Consider the following 16,068-nt stretch of genomic DNA (forward strand, 5'->3'; position numbering starts at 1 on the left):
ATCCGCTTCGCCTTCCGACCTGCCCCGCCCGCCCCAGCCGGGCGCCGGTAAACTAGCTCGTTATGGCTGACGGCCCCCTCATCGTCCAGAGCGACCGCACGGTGCTCCTGGAAGTCGCGCACCCCGATGCGGAGAGCGCGCGCCACGAGCTGGCGATCTTCGCCGAGCTCGAGCGCGCCCCCGAGCACATCCACACGTACCGCATCACACGACTCGGACTCTGGAACGCGCGGGCCGCCGGCCACGACGCCGAAGACATGCTGGCGACCCTCGACCGCTGGTCGCGCTTCCCCGTGCCTCCCTCGGTGTCCATCGACATCACCGAGACGGTGGGCCGCTACGGGCGTCTCGTCATCGAGCGCACGCCGGTCGGCGAGGACGGCACCGGCGGCGAGCTGATCCTGCGATCGACGGATGCCGCGGTCCTGGCCGAGGTCTCCAAGAACAAGCGCATCCAGCCGCTGCTGACCGGCCACCCCTCCCCCGACGTCTACGTCGTGGATGCCTGGGCGCGGGGGCAGATCAAGCAGGAGCTGCTCAAGATCGGCTGGCCGGCCGAGGACCTCGCCGGCTACACCCCGGGCACACCGCACCCGATCGACCTGGCCGAGGACGGCTGGAAGCTGCGGCCGTACCAGCGGCAGGCCGTCGACATCTTCACCGACGGGGGGTCCGGTGTCGTGGTGCTTCCCTGCGGAGCCGGCAAGACCCTCGTGGGTGCCGGGGCGATGGCGGAGACGAAGACGACGACGCTCATCCTCGTCACCAACACCGTCAGCGCGCGGCAGTGGCGCGACGAGCTGCTCAAGCGCACGTCGCTCACGCCGGAGGAGATCGGCGAGTACTCGGGCCAGATCAAGGAGATCAAGCCGGTCACGATCGCCACCTACCAGATCCTCACGGCGAAGCGGAAGGGACAGTACGCGCACCTGGCACTCCTGGATGCCCTGGACTGGGGACTCATCGTCTACGACGAGGTGCACCTCCTTCCGGCACCGGTCTTCAAGCTCACCGCCGACCTGCAGGCGCGTCGGCGCCTGGGGCTGACGGCCACCCTCGTGCGGGAGGACGGTCGCGAGGGCGACGTGTTCAGCCTCATCGGCCCCAAGCGGTTCGACGCGCCGTGGAAGGAGATCGAGGCGCAGGGGTTCATCTCGCCCGCCGTCTGCTACGAGGTCCGTGTCGACCTGCCCGCCGGCGACCGGCTCGAATACGCGGCTGCGGCCGATGACGAGCGCTACCGACTGGCCGCCACCGCACCGGCGAAGATCGGCGTCGTCCGTCAGCTGGTGGAACGTCACGAGGGCGAGCGCATCCTCATCATCGGGCAGTACCTGGATCAGATCGACGTGCTGGCCGAGGCCTTGAACGCGCCGAAGATCACCGGGCAGACACCGGTCGACGAGCGCGAGGAGCTCTACCAGGCGTTCCGCGTCGGCGAGATCTCGGTGCTGGTGGTGTCGAAGGTCGCGAATTTCTCGATCGATCTGCCCGAGGCATCCGTCGCCATCCAGGTCTCGGGATCGTTCGGCTCGCGCCAGGAGGAGGCCCAGCGCCTCGGACGCCTGCTGCGGCCGAAGCAGTCCAACCACACGGCGAGCTTCTACACGCTCATCGCGCGCGACACGGTGGACCAGGACTTCGCCCAGAACCGGCAGCGGTTCCTCGCGGAGCAGGGGTACGCCTACACGATTCTGGACGCCCACTCACTGGCGGCATAGCCTCCCGACTCGGGAGTTCCCGGCGGCATCCGCTCGTCCCTCGCCGTCTTCCGCCGAACGCACGGCTTCGCTCCCGGTGCATGACTTCGCAACGCGGAATACCCGTGCATTCGGCACGAGGTCGTGCACTCGCGCGACGAGCGGCGCAATGGATGCCGCATCCGCGGACGCGTGAGCAACGTCAGAACCTCGCGAAGAAGTCCCGGATCGCCGCTTCGACGCCCGCAGGGTTGTCGTCGGTCATGAAGTGGGCCGCGTCAGGGATGCCGACGATCTCGACGTGGTCCGCGTACCGGGTGGTGTCTCCGCACTGCTCACGGACGAAGGTCGCGTTCAGCGGCTTGTCGGCGTCGCCGAGGGCGTACAGCGTCGGCACCGTCAGGCGCGCCCGGCGGTACGAGCCGCCCGCCATGCGCGGCATCTCGGACAAGACGAGCCACCGGTAGACCTCGTTGATCGCGGCGTCGATGTCGGGGCGCACCTGCGGCGCCAGATAGGTCGCCACCGTGTCCTCCGGGAGAGGACGCACGACGTACGGCGGGTCGAAGACGTGCGCGAGCGACCGACCGCGCCGATGGAACAGCAGTGGTGGGATATGCCGCATCGCCGGGAGCATCGCGAGGCTGATCGGCATGAAGGGCGGCGGCACCGCGAGGATCACCATCGCGCTCACGCGCTCCGGGGCGGTGTACGCCAGGTGGGCCGCCGTGAGCGCGCCCATGTCGTGCGCGACCACGCGGGCGCGATCGACACCCAGCGCGTTCAGGACCGCCCGCAGATCATCGGTCTGCGTCATCCGGCCCATGCCCGGCGCGTCCGCCCGCGTCCACCCGAATCCGCGCAGGTCGGGGCAGAGCACCCAGTGATCCGCAGCGAGACCGGCACCGATCTCGCGCCACTGCCACCAGTGCTGCGGCAGACCGTGGAGCATCACGATCGGTTCACCCTCGCCCGCCATCGCCACGTGCGCCCGCAGCCCCGGCGTCTCGATGTATTCGTGCGTGAACCCCGGCACGCTGGGCATCTCGGGCATGCCGACAGCGGGGGTGCGCACCGCTCTCTCGTCGTCCATGGCGCACACGATACTACTTTCGTAGTACCGTGTCACTACATTGATAGTAGACCGGCCGAACCTAGAGTGAGCACATGGCCCGCACCCGCACGCGCGCCCTCGAGGCGGCCTTGGAACTCGTGGGCGAGGGGGGCATCCGCGCGCTCACCCACGCGCGCGTCGACGAGCGCGCCGGTCTGCCGAAGGGCTCGACCTCGAACTGGTTCCGCACCCGCGAAGCGCTGGTGGCGGGGGTGGTCGCGTGGCTCGCAGAGACGGAGCGGGCGGAGTTCGCGGCCGGCGGGTCGCCGCCGGTCGAGACGCCCACGCAGCTCATCGACGCACTCTGCGACCTCATCGAGCTGCAGACCGGCCCGCTCGCCGCACGCACGAGAGCGCGGTACGCGCTGTTCCTCGACGGTGCGGGGGACGCCGGACTGCTGGCACCGCTGCTGGATCAGCGCGCCGCTTACGTCGAGTGGACGACGGCGATCCTCGCGCGCGTCGGCGCGAAGGCGCCGGTCGACGCCGCCCGGACGCTGATGGCCGCATGCGAAGGGCTGAACCTGCACCGGGTGACGGTCGACCCGGAGGCCGCCGTCCGCCCAGTCGTGGAGCGCGCGGTGCGCGCGTGCATCGACTGACGACGCATCAGGCCGCGAGAGCGTCCAGCGGCACATCCTCGTCGCGGAGCTTCGCGGGATCGATGGAGCGGCCGGAGCGGATGAGCGCCTGGACGCCCTTGTTGACGTTCCACACATTGACGTTCATCCCGGCGACCACGCGCCCGGCGTTCATCCAGAACGCGATGAACTCGCGTGCATCGACGTCTCCGCGGACCACGACCTCCGCCTCGGCCATGAGCGGGGCGTAGCCCGACAGCTCCATACCGAGGTCGTACTGGTCGGTGTAGAAGTACGGGATGCCGTCCAGCGATGCCGGGATCCCGAGCATCGACCGTGCCGCCACCCGCCCCGCGCTGCGGGCGTTCGCCCAATGCTCGCTGCGCAGACGGCGCGAAAGGACGGGGTGGAACGGGTTGGCCACATCGCCGGCCGCGTACACGTCCGGCGCACTGGATCGCAGCGACGCGTCGGTGAGGATCCCGTTGTCGATGTCCAGCCCCGCCGTCTCCGCCAGGCGCGTGTCGGGGACAGCTCCGACCCCGATGAGCACGAGGTCCGCAGGCAGCATCTCGCCGTCGACGACCACTCCCTCCGCTCGATCCGACCCGACGATCCGGTCCACTCCGACCGAGGTGCGCAGATCCACGCCGTGGTCGAGGTGCAGCGCCCGGAAGACCTCCCCCATCCGCGTGCCCAGCGCCGCCGAGAGCGGCACGTCGTCGCGCTCGAGGATCGCGACCTCGTTGCCGAGACCACGCGCGGTCGCGGCGACCTCCATGCCGATCCACCCGGCGCCGATCACCACCAGGCGCCGCCCGCCCTCGCGCAGCCTCGCCGCGAGCGCATCGGAATCGTCCAGAGTGCGCAGCGTCACCACTCCGGGCAGCTCGTGGCCGGGCAGGGGAAGCGTCCGCGGCCGCGCGCCGGTCGCGAGCAGCACGGCGTCGTAGCCGACCGTCGTGCCGTCCGCGAGCTCCACGGCGTGCTCCGCAGGGTCCAGCGTCGTCGCCGCCACCCCCGTCCGCAGCTCGATGCCCTGCTCGGCGTACCACGCGGCGGGATGCAGGAGGACGGCGTCCTCTCCCTCGGCGCCCCCGAGGTAACCCTTGGACAGCGGGGGTCGCTGGTAGGGCGCGTGGGGCTCGGCCGAGACGATGACCACCTCGCCGTCGAAGCCCTCCTTGCGGAGCGTCTCGGCCGCCGCACCGGCCGCCAGGCCCCCTCCGATGATCAGCATGCGACGCATGGCGACTCCTCTCGCGACTTCACTCGCGGACCCTGCCTGGGATGACCGTAAGCCGGTCGGATTCTTTTGTCAAGATCTCTACTTTTAGACGTACACTTCCCCTGTGGAACACCTCGTGCCCGACCGCGCCGACGCCGTGGCCGCCCTCGCCGACCCGCAGCGCCTGAGGCTGTACCGCCTGGCGACCCAGCGCGCCATCGGCCGGGACGACGCCGCCCAGGCCCTCGGCATCCCGCGCAGCACCGCGGCCTTCCACCTCGACCGGCTCGCGGGGGCAGGCCTCGTGACGGTGGAGTTCGTTCGCCGAAGCGGGCGCAGCGGGCCGGGCGCGGGGCGTCCGGCGAAGCTGTACCGCGCCGCCGCGACCGAGCTGTCGGTGTCCATCCCCGAGCGGCACTACGAACTGGCAGGCGGCCTGCTGGCCGCGGCTGTCGAGCGGTCGGAGGTGCGGGAGCTTCCGATCCGCGACGCGCTCGCCGAGGAGGCGTTCGGCGCGGGGGCCGCCATCGGCGCCGCCCGCCGCAGCCTCACCGGTGCGCTCACCGCCTGCGGGTACGCGCCGCGGGAGGAGGCATCCGGCGATCTGATCCTCGAGAACTGCCCGTTCCACGCACTCGCCAGCCGCCACACGGCGCTGATCTGCGGCGCCAACCTGGAACTCGCCCGCGGGCTCGTCGCCGCGACCGGCGATGAGCGCATCCCCGTGCTCGCCCCGGCCGAGGGCCGCTGCTGCGTCGAGATCCGCGTCGGCGGCCGCTGAGCAATTCCCGGTCGGGTCACCGATATCCAGGCGCGCCATCGGTTCCGCCGACATAATGAGGGCATGACCGCACCGCGCATCCTCGTCGTGGACGACGAACCGAACATCCGCGACCTGCTGATCACAAGCCTGCGCTTCGCCGGGTTCCAGGTCCGCGCCGTGTCGAACGGCGCGCAGACGATCTCGGCCGTCCTCGAAGAGGAGCCGGACCTCATCATCCTCGACGTGATGCTGCCCGACATGAACGGGTTCAGCGTGACCAAGCGCCTCCGGGGCGCCGGCTACACCGCCCCCATCCTGTTCCTGACAGCCAAGGACGAGACCGAGGACAAGATCACCGGCCTCAACGCCGGCGGCGACGACTACGTCACCAAACCCTTCAGCCTCGACGAGATCGTGGCGCGCATCCAGGCGATCCTCCGTCGCACGATGCAGGCCGACGAGGAGTCGGTGATCCGCGCCGGCGAGCTCACCATGGACCAGGACACCCACGACGTGCAGGTGGGCGAGGCATCCATCGATCTCAGCCCCACCGAGTTCAAGCTGCTGCGCTACCTCATGCTCAACCCCAACCGGGTGCTGTCGAAGGCGCAGATCCTCGATCACGTCTGGGAGTACGACTTCAACGGCGATGCCGGCATCGTGGAGAGCTACATCTCGTACCTCCGTCGCAAGATCGACCCGCACTCGTCCGAGCCGCTCATCCAGACCAAGCGCGGCTTCGGCTACATGCTGAAGGCCGGCAAGACCGCCTGACCGACGGCGGCACGGAACGGAGGCGCGACCTGGCGCACAAGCCTGATGCGGTCACCCGGTGGTGGCGCGGCACGAGTCTGCGCGCGAAGGTCACCGGGGTCACTGTCGCGCTCCTGGCGGTCGGGCTGTTCGCGGCGGGGCTCGGCACGGCGGTGTTCCTGCGCAACGCGCTGGTCGCCAGCGTCGACGAGCAGACCCAGCAGCTCGCGGCCACCGACGTGGCCAGCACGCTCTTCGACATCGAGATCACCGCCACCGGACCCCGGTTCACCAAGAAGACCGACGTGCCGTCGCCGTCGTACTTCGTGGCGATCTACGGCCCCGACGGCGCCTTCGAGACGAGCGCGGGCGGCAACGGCGGCCCGCCGCCCGACTTCCCCGAGGTCATGACCATCGAGGAAGTCACCATCCGGGGGGTGTCGACGTTCCCGCTGACCAACGCCGAAACCTCGAACACCTACCTCGCGAGCACCGACCTCTACCTCATCGAGAGCGTCGCCGACTATTACACGCAGCTCGTCGCCCTCCCGCTCGCGCCCAGCAACCAGATCGTCGCGCAGTACATCGGCATCTACGGCATCCTCGCGCTCGTCATCCTCGTGGTGGGCGCCGTCGCGACCCGCTACCTCGTGACCCTCACCTTCCGAAGTCTCGGCCAGGTCGAGTCCACCGCCGACGCGATCGCCGCCGGCGACCTGAGCCAGCGCATGACCGACATCGAACCCACGACGACCGAGGTGGGCCGGCTCAAGACCGCGATCAACGCCATGCTCGACCGGGTCGACTCGGCGATCTCGCAGCGCGATGCCACCGTCCGCCAGATGCGGCGCTTCATCGGCGACGCGAGCCACGAGCTGCGCACGCCGCTGGTGACGGTGCGCGGCTACGCCGAGCTGTACCGCATGGGGGCGGTGCGCGGCGAGGAGGACGTCGCCCAGTCGATGGACCGCATCGAGAAGGAGGCGGTGCGCATGGGCCTCCTCGTCGAGGATCTGCTCGCGCTCGCGCGGCTGGACGAGCGGCGCGACGTCGTCATCGCCCCCGTCGACCTGCGACCCATCGCCCGCGACGCCGCCCTGGACGTGCGGGCCGCCGCACCCATGCGCCCGGTCACCGCGATCGACACCACGAGCGAGGCGCCCGCGACCCCGCCCGAGGAGGAAGACGAGGACGTCGCCCTCGAGGCGAAGCGGCGCACGGGCGGCCCGTCCGCCATCTCGCGAGCCGGCGCCACCCTCTCGCTGCTGCGCCGGCGGGCCAAGCCGGTTCCCGCGTCCACGGCGAACGGCTCCGGCGAGATGCCGTCCGTGCTTCCCGAGGCCGAGCCGCCGGGACCCGCGGGCGCCCTCGCGCCGATCGTGCTGGGAGATGAGAATCGCATCCGCCAGGTGGTGACCAACCTGCTGGGCAACGCCCGGCGATTCACTCCCGAGGACTCCCCCATCGAGCTGCGCGTCGGAATCGACGCGCGGGCGCACATGGGGTGGATCGAGGTCGCCGACCACGGCGAGGGCGTGCCCGACCAGATCAAGGAGAAGATCTTCCAGCGCTTCTGGCGGGCCGACACCTCGCGCACGCGCGAGACCGGCGGGTCAGGGCTCGGCCTGTCGATCGTCGCGTCGATCGTCGAGGCGCTGCACGGATCGGTGTTCGTGTTCGACACGCCGGGCGGGGGCGCGACGTTCCGCGTGTCGTTCCCCCTCGCCGACATCCGCGCCGCCGCAGAGCACCTCGACACGCCCACGCAGCCGCTCACCCGCCTGGCCGACGCGTCCGAGTGACGAGGGCTCCTCCCCACCCTGCACCTGTAACGCCCGATGCACAGATGAGGGCGGATGCCTCACTCCGTCGTCGTCGCGCTCATAGCGTTGCGGCCACGGCGGTTTCGGCATCCGGCCACCGCACATCGATCAGGAGCACCCATGGCCGTCTTCACCGTCGACAGCGACACCATCCTCGCGTCCACCGCATCCGTGCGAGCAACGATCGACCGGCTGCAGGCCGAGTCCGATGCGATGCTCGCGCAGCTCACGCAGCTGCAGTCGTCGTGGACGGGCTCGGCATCGGCGGCCTTCGCCGGCGTCGTCGAGCAGTGGCGGGGAACCCAGCGGCAGGTGGAGGAGTCGCTCGCGCAGATCAACGCCGCCCTCGGCGCCGCCGCGCGCCAGTACGCCGACACCGAGCTGGCGGCGACGAGCATGTTCCGCTGAACAGACGACAGACGCAGAACGGCCCCTCCCGAAGGAGAGGCCGCTCTGCGGTTCTGTCAGCGATGCTGGATCGGGTCTCGATACGCTCGTACCTCGCTACTCGACCTTGACCCGAGCCGGCTCAACGCTCGCTGGCGCTCGCATTGAGCCGTCACGCGTCAAAAGTCCATGCCACCCGTCGGGTCGCCGGCCGGGGCCGCGACCTTCTCGGGCTTGTCGGCGACGACGGCCTCGGTCGTGAGGAAGAGGCCGGCGATCGACGCGGCGTTCTGCAGCGCCGAGCGGGTCACCTTGGCGGGGTCGATGATGCCCTGCGCGAACAGGTCGCCGTACTCACCGGTGGCGGCGTTGAGGCCGTGGCCGGCGGGGAGCTCCGACACCTTGTTCGCCACGACGCCCGGCTCGAGACCGGCGTTGAGGGCGATCTGCTTCAGCGGAGCCTCGATCGCGACGCGCACGATGTTGGCACCGGTCGCCTCGTCACCCGAGAGCTGGAGCGCCTCGAGCGCCGTGCGGCCCGACTGGATGAGCGCGACGCCACCACCGGGGACGATGCCCTCCTCGACGGCCGCCTTCGCGTTGCGGACGGCGTCCTCGATGCGGTGCTTGCGCTCCTTGAGCTCGACCTCGGTGGCCGCACCCGCCTTGATGACGGCGACGCCGCCGGCGAGCTTGGCGAGGCGCTCCTGGAGCTTCTCGCGGTCGTAGTCGCTGTCGGTGTTGTCGATCTCGCGACGGATCTGGGTCACGCGGCCCTCGATCTGCGACGCCTCGCCGGCGCCCTCGACGATCGTGGTCTCGTCCTTGGTGACGATGACCTTGCGCGCACGGCCGAGCAGGTCGAGGGTGGCGTTCTCGAGCTTGAGACCGACCTCCTCGGTGATGACCTGGCCGCCGGTGAGGATCGCGATGTCCTGCAGCTGCGCCTTGCGACGGTCACCGAAGCCGGGGGCCTTGACGGCGACCGACTTGAAGATGCCGCGGATCTTGTTGAGCACCAGCGTGGCCAGCGCCTCACCCTCGACGTCCTCGGCGATGATGACGAGCTCCTTGCCGTCCTGGATCACCTTGTCGACGACGGGCAGAAGGTCCTTGATGTTCGAGATCTTCTGATTCGCGATGAGGATGTACGGGTCCTCGAAGACGGCCTCCTGGCGCTCCGGGTCCGTGACGAAGTAGGGGTTGATGTAGCCCTTGTCGAAGCGCATGCCCTCGGTGAGCTCGAGCTCGGTGCCGAAGGTCTGCGACTCCTCGACCGTGACGACGCCCTCCTTGCCGACCTTGTCGATGGCCTCGGCGATGAGCTCGCCGATCTCCGGGTCAGCGGCCGAGATCGACGCGGTCGCGGCGATCTGGTCCTTGGACTCGACCTCCTTGGCGCCCTCGAGCAGCTCGGCGGTGATGGCCGCGACGGCCTTCTCGATGCCGCGCTTGAGCGAGATGGGGTCAGCGCCGGCCGCGACGTTGCGCAGGCCCTCGCGCACGAGCGCCTGGGCGAGCACGGTCGCGGTGGTGGTGCCGTCACCGGCGACGTCGTCGGTCTTCTTGGCGACCTCCTTGACGAGCTCCGCGCCGATCTTCTCGTACGGGTCGTCCAGCTCGATCTCCTTGGCGATCGAGACACCGTCGTTCGTGATGGTGGGAGCGCCCCACTTCTTCTCGAGCACGACGTTGCGACCGCGGGGGCCGAGCGTCACCTTGACGGCGTCGGCCAGCGTGTTCAGGCCGCGCTCGAGGCCGCGGCGGGCCTCCTCGTCGAAAGCGATGATCTTTGCCATGTGTGTGTCGTCCCTCCGGAACGTTGGCTTGGGGTATTAGCACTCAGCAAACGTGAGTGCTAAATCATTCTGGCACTCGACCCTACCGAGTGCAAGCCGCGAGGAGGGATGCCCGGAACGCGACGAGACGCCGGTGCCCTCGGGCACCGGCGTCTCGTGGTCTGCGGCTGGAGCCGCGGAGCGACGCTCAGACCACGCGCACGGATTCCGCCTGGGGACCCTTCTGCCCCGCACCGACGGTGAACTCGACGGTCTGACCCTCCTCGAGCACGCGGAATCCCGTCATGTCGATGTTGGAATAGTGGACGAAGACGTCCTGGCCGTCCGCGACGGTGATGAAGCCGAATCCCTTCTCGGCGTTGAACCATTTGACGGTGCCCTGGGTCATGCGTTTCTCCTGATGCCGGCGTTGCTGGGCTTCATCGTATGCAGGCGCGACAGGGGCACTCGGGCGATTCGTCACTTGTTGACACGCGGGCCCACAACTGTTTACCGGCGCGAAACACGACCCGCCCCGACGCGCGCACTCAGGCGCTCAGGGCGTCGGTGCGGGAGTCTGCCCGGCAGCGGTGCGGTCGAGCCCGATGACGACGGTCAGCTGAGGGGTGTCGGGTGAGGTGGACGGGTACGCGTCGCTCTGCTCGATGGCGGCGCCCCCGATGACGTCGGCGAGCCCGGCGGCCGCGGCCTCGTCCGCCGGCGTGCTGTAGAACACCGTGGTGGTCGGGAAGTCCTGCGAGCCCGCTTCCCCGGCCGTCACGGCTTCGTCCGCCCAGCCGGCTGCGACCACGACGTCCTTCGTCTGGGTCGCCAGCCCCTCCTCCGGAGTGGCATTGAGGATCACCACGGCGTAGGTGGTGTCGACGACCGGCGTGACGTCGGGGACCGGCTCGACGGTCGGCGCCGGGGTGGGTGCCAGCTCGATGCGGCCCGAGGCGATGAGGGTGCCGAAGATGCCGACCGCGATCAGCACGACCGTCGCGAGCGCCGCCCAGAGCAGCACGACCCAGCCGCGCATGCGAGGGTTCTCGGCTCGGTGAGCGCCGACGCGATCGGTCTCCGGGACGTCGTCGAAACGATCGCGGGGAAAGGTCGTGGTCGGCACCCGTCGATGTTACCGGGCCGATCTCCGGCATCCCGGCGACGCGGACGGCGGCACCCGCGCGATCGCCGCGCACGGCCCCGCGGGCGACGGCTCAGCTGCCGTCGGCGGCGCGCGCCGCGCGCTCCCGGAGGCGCGCGTCCCGCAGGCGTCGCAGCCGCTTCACCAGCATGGGATCGTGCTGCTGCGCGTCGGCGGTGTCGATCAGGCGGCCGAGCAGCTGGTAGTAGCGGGCGGGCGACATCCCCAGATCCGCCCTGATCGCCTCCTCCTTCGCCCCCGCGTGCCGGCGCCACTCCCCCTCGAAGTCGAGAATGGCGCGGTCGCGGTCGCTGAGGGGCACGGGGCCACGCTAGCCCCCAGCATCCGTCTCATTCGGGCGCCACGCGCGCCAGTCCACGAACGCGCCGAGAGGATCGACCGCGGCGACCGCGCGGCCGTCGATGCCGAGGACGAACCCGCCCCATGTCGACGGGTCGACGGGCGGCCGCCAGTCCTGGCGCGACCCGGCGTACAGCCCCGGCGGGTCGATCGTCACCCACACGGCGTCGAGCGCGCGGACGGTGTCGATGAGACGCTCGCGCCCGGCGCGCTCGATGTGCGGCAGCACCCCCGGCGTGGTCACCACGAGCCTTGCATCCCGCGGCGCGAGCGCTGCCGCCGCGCGCACCGTGCCGGGATCCGCGGCGTCGCCGGCGCGCAGCATTGGCGGGTCGGCGGCGACGATGTCCAGCGCCGCGGCGATCCTGTCCGCGCGGCCGCGCTCACCCGGCCACACCAGGCTGGTGAGGAAGCGTCGGTCCGCCGTGTCGGCGGCGTCGAGCGGCGCGAGGTCGATCCCGGCACGCCACACGACGTCCGGGATGTGCAGCGGCGGGTCGCCGCTGACCTGCGCGTCGAGCACGACCGAGGACGGCCCGTCGACGGGGTCGAGCGCCACGACGGCGTCGCCGGCGCGGTACCGGTAGGAGAACCGGTCGGGGTACAGGCAGAGCCCCGCGCTCGCGCCCACCTCGAGCAGCGCGATCGGCCCATCGATCGTCGCGAGCGCAGGCAGCAGTGCCGCGCACCGCTGCGGCTCGTTCGTCTGCAGACGGCGACGGGATGCCTCCGCCACGACGGTGTCGGCATGGCGCTGGAGCCACGCCGCCCACTGCGGGAAGGGCGTCTCCGGCGCACCCAGCATGCGGGTGACGGCGAAGACCAGGGGCGGCTGCCGCCGCGTCGCCGGAATGCGGGCGAGGATGGCCGCCGTCGCAGGGTCGGCGGCGACCCCCGCCGCCCAGCCGGCGTACAGCGCCGAGCGACCGGGCGCCTCGTCGCGGGCGAACCGCGCGTATCGCTCCACCACGGCCGCCGCCTCGTGCTCCCGGGGCACTGTCACCCCGTCATCTTCGCGCATCGATCCTCGCGTTCTGCGGGTCCTCATCGTCGGCAGGGGCCGCGCCGCCCCGCGCTGCGGGAGAATGGAGAGCGTGCCCGCATCCGGGCGAGGAGGAACCATGACCTACGCCGTCGACAAGAGCGACGCCGAGTGGCGCGCCGAACTGACCCCCGAGCAGTATGCCGTGCTGCGGCAAGCCGGCACCGAGCGTCCGTGGACCGGTGAGCTGCTCGATGAGAGCCGGGCGGGCCTCTACACGTGCGCCGCCTGCGGTGCCGAGCTCTTCCAGAGCGGGACGAAGTTCGACTCGCACTGCGGCTGGCCCAGCTTCTACGAGTCGATCCGCCCGGAAGCGGTCGAGCTCATCGAGGACCGCAGCCACGGCATGGTGCGCACCGAGGTGCGCTGCGCCCGCTGCGGCTCCCACCTGGGGCACGTCTTCCCCGACGGCTTCGGCACGCCCACCGGCGACCGCTACTGCATGAACTCGATCTCGCTGCAGTTCACTCCGGGCGACGACCCGGCCCAGCCCTGATGGCCGGCGCCCTCGACGCCGCCCTGGCGCGGCGGTCGTGGTCGAAGGTCACCGACGAGGCTCCGACCCACGAGCAGCTGCTGGAGCTCGTGGCAGCAGCGGGTCGCGTCGCCGACCACTCGTCGCTGCAGCCGTGGCGCATCATCGAGCTGCGCGGCGACGACCGGGAGCGCCTCGGGCGCGCGATCAACAAGGCGCAGGGCGACAAGGGCGTCTCGTCCAAGCCACTGCGCGCCCCCCTGCTCGTTGCCGTCGTCGCCAGCTACCGCAAGAGCCACAAGGTGCCCCGCTGGGAGCAGCAGGCGGTCGCCTCGGGCGTCGCCCACGTGCTCAGCCTGCTGCTGGACGAGGCGGGCTGGGGCGTGATCTGGCGCACCGGTCACTACACCCGCGCCAAAGCGGTGGCCAAGGCGCATGGCCTGAAGAAGAACGAGGAACTGCTCGGCTGGCTCTATGTCGGCGGCAAGCCCCCCACCTCGCGGCCCGAGCGGCGCAAGGCCGTCGACGCGCGCAGGTTCGTCACCCGCATGCCCTGAGACGGATGTCGCGCCACGGCGGCCGCGCGAAGGGTCTTCAGCAGAATCCCGCCATGCCGCGCCAGGCGGGGTGGTCTGCGTCCGCGCCGTCCCGGAGCACCGCCGCCTCGATGAGCCCGTACGGGCGGTCGGCGGGGAAGAACACCTCGCCGGGGTTGTCGAGCCCGAACGGAGTGAGGTCGACGGCGAAGTGATGCAGGTTCGGCATCGACAGCCGCACCTCGTCGATCTCGGGGTGGCCGGCGAGCGCGTGCCGGCCCATCTCGAAGAGGGTCTGCTGCAGACCGAGCGAGTGCGTCTGCGCGAAGGCCTCGAGGAGCAGGCGCCTGACGTCGGCGTACGCCCGGTCGAAGTCGACGTCGACCCGGTTGTAGCGCCAGCGCGCCCGCACCCGGGTGGCCAGCACGCGCTCGGTCGTGTCGGCCAGCGTCGTGAACCGGTCCCGCGGGAAGCCGTGGAACTCCGACCCGGTCGACTTCAGAAGGGCGAGGTCGTGCAGCCCCGAGATGACGGTCTCGTCCCCCTGATCGATCGTCAGGACGGCCGCACGTGTTTCGGTGCCGCCGCGGACGAACGAGTGCGGATGCCCCTCGCCGCCGACCGGGATGCGGGTCCACGTGAACTGCTCCGCCTCCCACCGTCCGCCGGTCACCCACGGGAAGCGACCCGTGAAGTGGCGACCCAGCCGCAGCAAGAACGCCTCCGGTGAGCCCACGCCGTCGCGGGCGAACGCGTACACGGTGTTCTTCTGCGTGTCGGTCGCGACGGTTCGCGCGTTGTCCCCGTGCACGTGGGCGGCCTCGAAGTCCCCCCGCAGCTGCGACGTCACGTTCAGGTCGGTGATCTCGTGGCGAGGGGTCTCGCGGTCGATGCGCACGAGGCGCACCTCGGCCTTGCCGTACTGGTTGGCGCCGAGGACGAACGCGCGGTCCGGCATGTCAGTTGCCGCGGTAGGTCGAGTACGAGTACGGGCTGATGAGCAGCGGCACGTGGTAGTGCTCGTCGTCGACGACCGAGAAGTCGATCGACACCGTCGGGTAGAACGTCTCGCGGCCGGTGCCGGCGAAGTAGTCCCCTGTGGCGAACGACAGCCGGTACGAACCGGGGTCCAGCCGGTGCGGACCGAGCTCGGCGATGCGTCCGCGCTCGTCCGTCTCGTCCGCGGCCAGCTCGGCACCGTCCGCGGTGGCGAGGATGACGCCGACCCCGCGGGCCGGGCGCCCCGTCGAGGTATCCAGGACATGCGTGGTGATCTGGCTCATGCGGAGAGGATCCCTTCCAGACGGAGAACGGCGATCTGCCGCAGCTGCTCGGCGATCACGGGGAGCTCCTCGGCCTCGGAGTGCGCCAGTCGCTCGCGCAGCGCCTCGAGGACCTCCTCGGCGGTGCGCCCGGACGCGCGGATGAGGAACACGCGGGAGAACTTGGCCTCGTACTGCCGGTTCGCCTCGGCGAGCGCGGCGGCGAGATCCGCGGACGCCGCTGCGACGCCGGCCTGCTCGGCCCGCGAGAGCGACGCTTCGGCGCTCATGCCGCCCGGGCGGTCCCCGATTCGCGGATGGCGGGAGAGCGCGGCGTCGATCTCCGCGTCCGTCCACGGCCATGCCGCCGTCCGCGCGGACTCCAGCGCCGCCGCCCGGTCAGGGTAGGGGCGGCCCGCCACGACCGCGTCGACCCACCGGTCGACGTCGAGGCACGGCCGGACGACGTCGCCGGCCGACCGCGCGTCGAGCCGGTTGAACTCCTCGAGCTCCATCGCCCGCCCTTCGCCGTCTCACAGCCATCGTGTCGCGGAGACGTGCGCGCGTCCAGCGCCCTCCGGCGAGCCGCGCTCGCGGGCCGGGGTGCGGGCACCGGCGCCGAGCGTCAGGCGGCGAGCTGAGCGCGCAGCCGGGCGACGTGCCCGTGGGGGTCGACGCGGTACTCGGCGGATTCGATCGTCCCGTCGGGGGTGAGCACGAAGGTGGAGCGGATCAGCCCGATGCGCTGCTCGCCGCCCACGACCTTCGGCCCCCACGCGCCCCAGGCCTCGGCCACGGCGTGATCCGTGTCCGAAAGCAGGGGGAAGTCGAGCTGCTCGGCCCGGGCCCACTCCGCGAGCCGCTCGACCGGGTCGGGCGAGATCCCCACGACGGCCACGCCGGCCGCCTGCAGTGAGGCGAGGTTGTCGCGGAAGTCGCAGGCCTCGGTCGTGCATCCGGGGGTGAAGGCGGCCGGGTAGAAGTAGACGATGAGCCGGCGCCCGGCGAAGTCCTCCGGCCGGACCATGGCACCCGTGGCGTCCGGCAGCGCGAAGCCGGGATTGCGTGCGCCCTCGCGCAGGCGGTTCTCATCGGTCATGTCTCTCGTCCCTTCACTGTCGG

Annotated in this window: 19 protein-coding genes; 8 read left to right on the forward strand and 11 right to left on the reverse strand. The window is 70.9% G+C overall.

All coding sequences use genetic code 11. The features are described 5' to 3' along the window. The first annotated feature begins 62 nt into the window (after positions 1-62). The gene (locus IR212_RS11060) at positions 63-1,721 is read left to right on the forward strand and encodes a DNA repair helicase XPB (RefSeq protein WP_194395973.1); all 1,659 of its coding nucleotides are present in this window, start codon (positions 63-65) and stop codon (positions 1,719-1,721) included. Between the two features lie 181 nt (positions 1,722-1,902). Here the strand turns inward: IR212_RS11060 and IR212_RS11065 are convergent, their stop codons facing one another. Then, positions 1,903-2,793 (reverse strand): alpha/beta fold hydrolase, encoded by an 891-nt coding sequence (locus IR212_RS11065; RefSeq protein ID WP_228479282.1) that lies wholly within the window; start codon positions 2,791-2,793, stop codon positions 1,903-1,905. A 74-nt stretch (positions 2,794-2,867) separates the two neighbouring features. Here IR212_RS11065 and IR212_RS11070 point away from each other — a divergent pair, with 74 nt between their 5' ends. Next, positions 2,868-3,416 (forward strand): TetR/AcrR family transcriptional regulator, encoded by a 549-nt coding sequence (locus tag IR212_RS11070; RefSeq protein ID WP_194395974.1) that lies wholly within the window; start codon positions 2,868-2,870, stop codon positions 3,414-3,416. 7 nt (positions 3,417-3,423) lie between these two features. Here the strand turns inward: IR212_RS11070 and IR212_RS11075 are convergent, their stop codons facing one another. Further along, entirely contained in the window at positions 3,424-4,644 is a 1,221-nt protein-coding gene (locus IR212_RS11075; protein WP_194395975.1) for an NAD(P)/FAD-dependent oxidoreductase, read from the reverse strand. Between the two features lie 103 nt (positions 4,645-4,747). Between IR212_RS11075 and IR212_RS11080 the strand changes: the two genes are divergently transcribed. From IR212_RS11080 to IR212_RS11095, 4 genes are all read left to right on the forward strand, one after another. Continuing rightward, on the forward strand, positions 4,748-5,404 hold the full coding sequence (locus IR212_RS11080; RefSeq protein ID WP_228479283.1) for a helix-turn-helix transcriptional regulator: 657 nt from the start codon (positions 4,748-4,750) through the stop codon (positions 5,402-5,404). 63 nt (positions 5,405-5,467) lie between these two features. After that, entirely contained in the window at positions 5,468-6,160 is a 693-nt protein-coding gene (locus IR212_RS11085) for a response regulator transcription factor (RefSeq protein WP_194395976.1), read from the forward strand. Positions 6,161-6,312: 152 nt separating this feature from the next. Continuing rightward, positions 6,313-7,941, forward strand: a complete 1,629-nt coding sequence (locus IR212_RS11090) for a sensor histidine kinase (protein WP_228479284.1) — start codon at positions 6,313-6,315, stop codon at positions 7,939-7,941. Positions 7,942-8,082: 141 nt separating this feature from the next. Beyond that, positions 8,083-8,370, forward strand: a complete 288-nt coding sequence (locus IR212_RS11095; RefSeq protein WP_194395977.1) for a WXG100 family type VII secretion target — start codon at positions 8,083-8,085, stop codon at positions 8,368-8,370. A 158-nt stretch (positions 8,371-8,528) separates the two neighbouring features. Here IR212_RS11095 and groL read toward each other — a convergent pair whose 3' ends face one another. The 5 genes from groL to IR212_RS11120 all read right to left on the reverse strand — a co-directional run bounded on the left by groL (position 8,529) and on the right by IR212_RS11120 (position 12,634). After that, positions 8,529-10,148, reverse strand: coding sequence for a chaperonin GroEL (gene groL, locus IR212_RS11100; RefSeq protein WP_194395978.1), 1,620 nt, complete (start codon positions 10,146-10,148; stop codon positions 8,529-8,531). 187 nt (positions 10,149-10,335) lie between these two features. Continuing rightward, positions 10,336-10,536, reverse strand: a complete 201-nt coding sequence (locus IR212_RS11105) for a cold-shock protein (RefSeq protein ID WP_194395979.1) — start codon at positions 10,534-10,536, stop codon at positions 10,336-10,338. Between the two features lie 147 nt (positions 10,537-10,683). Further along, positions 10,684-11,253 carry a LytR C-terminal domain-containing protein gene (locus tag IR212_RS11110; RefSeq protein WP_194395980.1) on the reverse strand — a complete coding sequence of 190 codons (570 nt, stop codon included), beginning with the start codon at positions 11,251-11,253 and terminating at the stop codon, positions 10,684-10,686. 91 nt (positions 11,254-11,344) lie between these two features. Continuing rightward, a complete protein-coding gene (locus IR212_RS11115; protein WP_194395981.1) occupies positions 11,345-11,593 on the reverse strand; it encodes a DUF3263 domain-containing protein in 249 nt (82 codons plus the stop codon). A 9-nt stretch (positions 11,594-11,602) separates the two neighbouring features. Continuing rightward, on the reverse strand, positions 11,603-12,634 hold the full coding sequence (locus tag IR212_RS11120) for a DUF2332 domain-containing protein (protein ID WP_228479285.1): 1,032 nt from the start codon (positions 12,632-12,634) through the stop codon (positions 11,603-11,605). Between the two features lie 118 nt (positions 12,635-12,752). On the opposite strand from IR212_RS11120, the gene msrB reads away from it, so the two are divergent. Further along, positions 12,753-13,169 carry a peptide-methionine (R)-S-oxide reductase MsrB gene (gene msrB / locus IR212_RS11125; protein WP_194395983.1) on the forward strand — a complete coding sequence of 139 codons (417 nt, stop codon included), beginning with the start codon at positions 12,753-12,755 and terminating at the stop codon, positions 13,167-13,169. Next, positions 13,169-13,705 (forward strand): nitroreductase family protein, encoded by a 537-nt coding sequence (locus tag IR212_RS11130; RefSeq protein WP_194395984.1) that lies wholly within the window; start codon positions 13,169-13,171, stop codon positions 13,703-13,705. The genes msrB and IR212_RS11130 overlap by 1 nt, the downstream gene beginning before the upstream one ends. A 37-nt stretch (positions 13,706-13,742) precedes the next feature. Here the strand turns inward: IR212_RS11130 and pucL are convergent, their stop codons facing one another. From pucL to IR212_RS11150, 4 genes are all read right to left on the reverse strand, one after another. Beyond that, positions 13,743-14,642, reverse strand: coding sequence for a factor-independent urate hydroxylase (gene pucL, locus IR212_RS11135; RefSeq protein WP_194395985.1), 900 nt, complete (start codon positions 14,640-14,642; stop codon positions 13,743-13,745). Position 14,643: 1 nt separating this feature from the next. Further along, complete coding sequence (uraH, locus tag IR212_RS11140) at positions 14,644-14,967, reverse strand: hydroxyisourate hydrolase (protein ID WP_194395986.1); 324 nt, start codon at positions 14,965-14,967, stop codon at positions 14,644-14,646. Beyond that, positions 14,964-15,461, reverse strand: coding sequence for a 2-oxo-4-hydroxy-4-carboxy-5-ureidoimidazoline decarboxylase (gene uraD / locus IR212_RS11145; protein WP_194395987.1), 498 nt, complete (start codon positions 15,459-15,461; stop codon positions 14,964-14,966). Before uraD ends, uraH begins: the two co-directional genes overlap by 4 nt. Before the next feature lie 110 nt (positions 15,462-15,571). Continuing rightward, positions 15,572-16,045, reverse strand: coding sequence for a peroxiredoxin (locus IR212_RS11150; protein WP_194395988.1), 474 nt, complete (start codon positions 16,043-16,045; stop codon positions 15,572-15,574). Positions 16,046-16,068 lie beyond the last annotated feature (23 nt).

This window comes from Microbacterium atlanticum (assembly GCF_015277815.1).
Lineage (GTDB): Bacteria > Actinomycetota > Actinomycetes > Actinomycetales > Microbacteriaceae > Microbacterium > Microbacterium atlanticum.

What these genes read in the sequence shown, in the direction of transcription:
- IR212_RS11085 (WP_194395976.1), top strand. Translation starts at nt 5,468, where the DNA reads ATGACCGCACCGCGCATCCTCGTCGTGGACGACGAACCGAACATCCGC.
- IR212_RS11105 (WP_194395979.1), bottom strand. Translation starts at nt 10,536, where the DNA reads ATGACCCAGGGCACCGTCAAATGGTTCAACGCCGAGAAGGGATTCGGC.
- IR212_RS11060 (WP_194395973.1), top strand. Translation starts at nt 63, where the DNA reads ATGGCTGACGGCCCCCTCATCGTCCAGAGCGACCGCACGGTGCTCCTG.
- IR212_RS11150 (WP_194395988.1), bottom strand. Translation starts at nt 16,045, where the DNA reads ATGACCGATGAGAACCGCCTGCGCGAGGGCGCACGCAATCCCGGCTTC.
- IR212_RS11065 (WP_228479282.1), bottom strand. Translation starts at nt 2,793, where the DNA reads ATGGACGACGAGAGAGCGGTGCGCACCCCCGCTGTCGGCATGCCCGAG.
- uraD (WP_194395987.1), bottom strand. Translation starts at nt 15,461, where the DNA reads ATGGAGCTCGAGGAGTTCAACCGGCTCGACGCGCGGTCGGCCGGCGAC.
- pucL (WP_194395985.1), bottom strand. Translation starts at nt 14,642, where the DNA reads ATGCCGGACCGCGCGTTCGTCCTCGGCGCCAACCAGTACGGCAAGGCC.
- IR212_RS11130 (WP_194395984.1), top strand. Translation starts at nt 13,169, where the DNA reads ATGGCCGGCGCCCTCGACGCCGCCCTGGCGCGGCGGTCGTGGTCGAAG.
- IR212_RS11095 (WP_194395977.1), top strand. Translation starts at nt 8,083, where the DNA reads ATGGCCGTCTTCACCGTCGACAGCGACACCATCCTCGCGTCCACCGCA.
- IR212_RS11075 (WP_194395975.1), bottom strand. Translation starts at nt 4,644, where the DNA reads ATGCGTCGCATGCTGATCATCGGAGGGGGCCTGGCGGCCGGTGCGGCG.
- groL (WP_194395978.1), bottom strand. Translation starts at nt 10,148, where the DNA reads ATGGCAAAGATCATCGCTTTCGACGAGGAGGCCCGCCGCGGCCTCGAG.
- msrB (WP_194395983.1), top strand. Translation starts at nt 12,753, where the DNA reads ATGACCTACGCCGTCGACAAGAGCGACGCCGAGTGGCGCGCCGAACTG.
- IR212_RS11070 (WP_194395974.1), top strand. Translation starts at nt 2,868, where the DNA reads ATGGCCCGCACCCGCACGCGCGCCCTCGAGGCGGCCTTGGAACTCGTG.
- uraH (WP_194395986.1), bottom strand. Translation starts at nt 14,967, where the DNA reads ATGAGCCAGATCACCACGCATGTCCTGGATACCTCGACGGGGCGCCCG.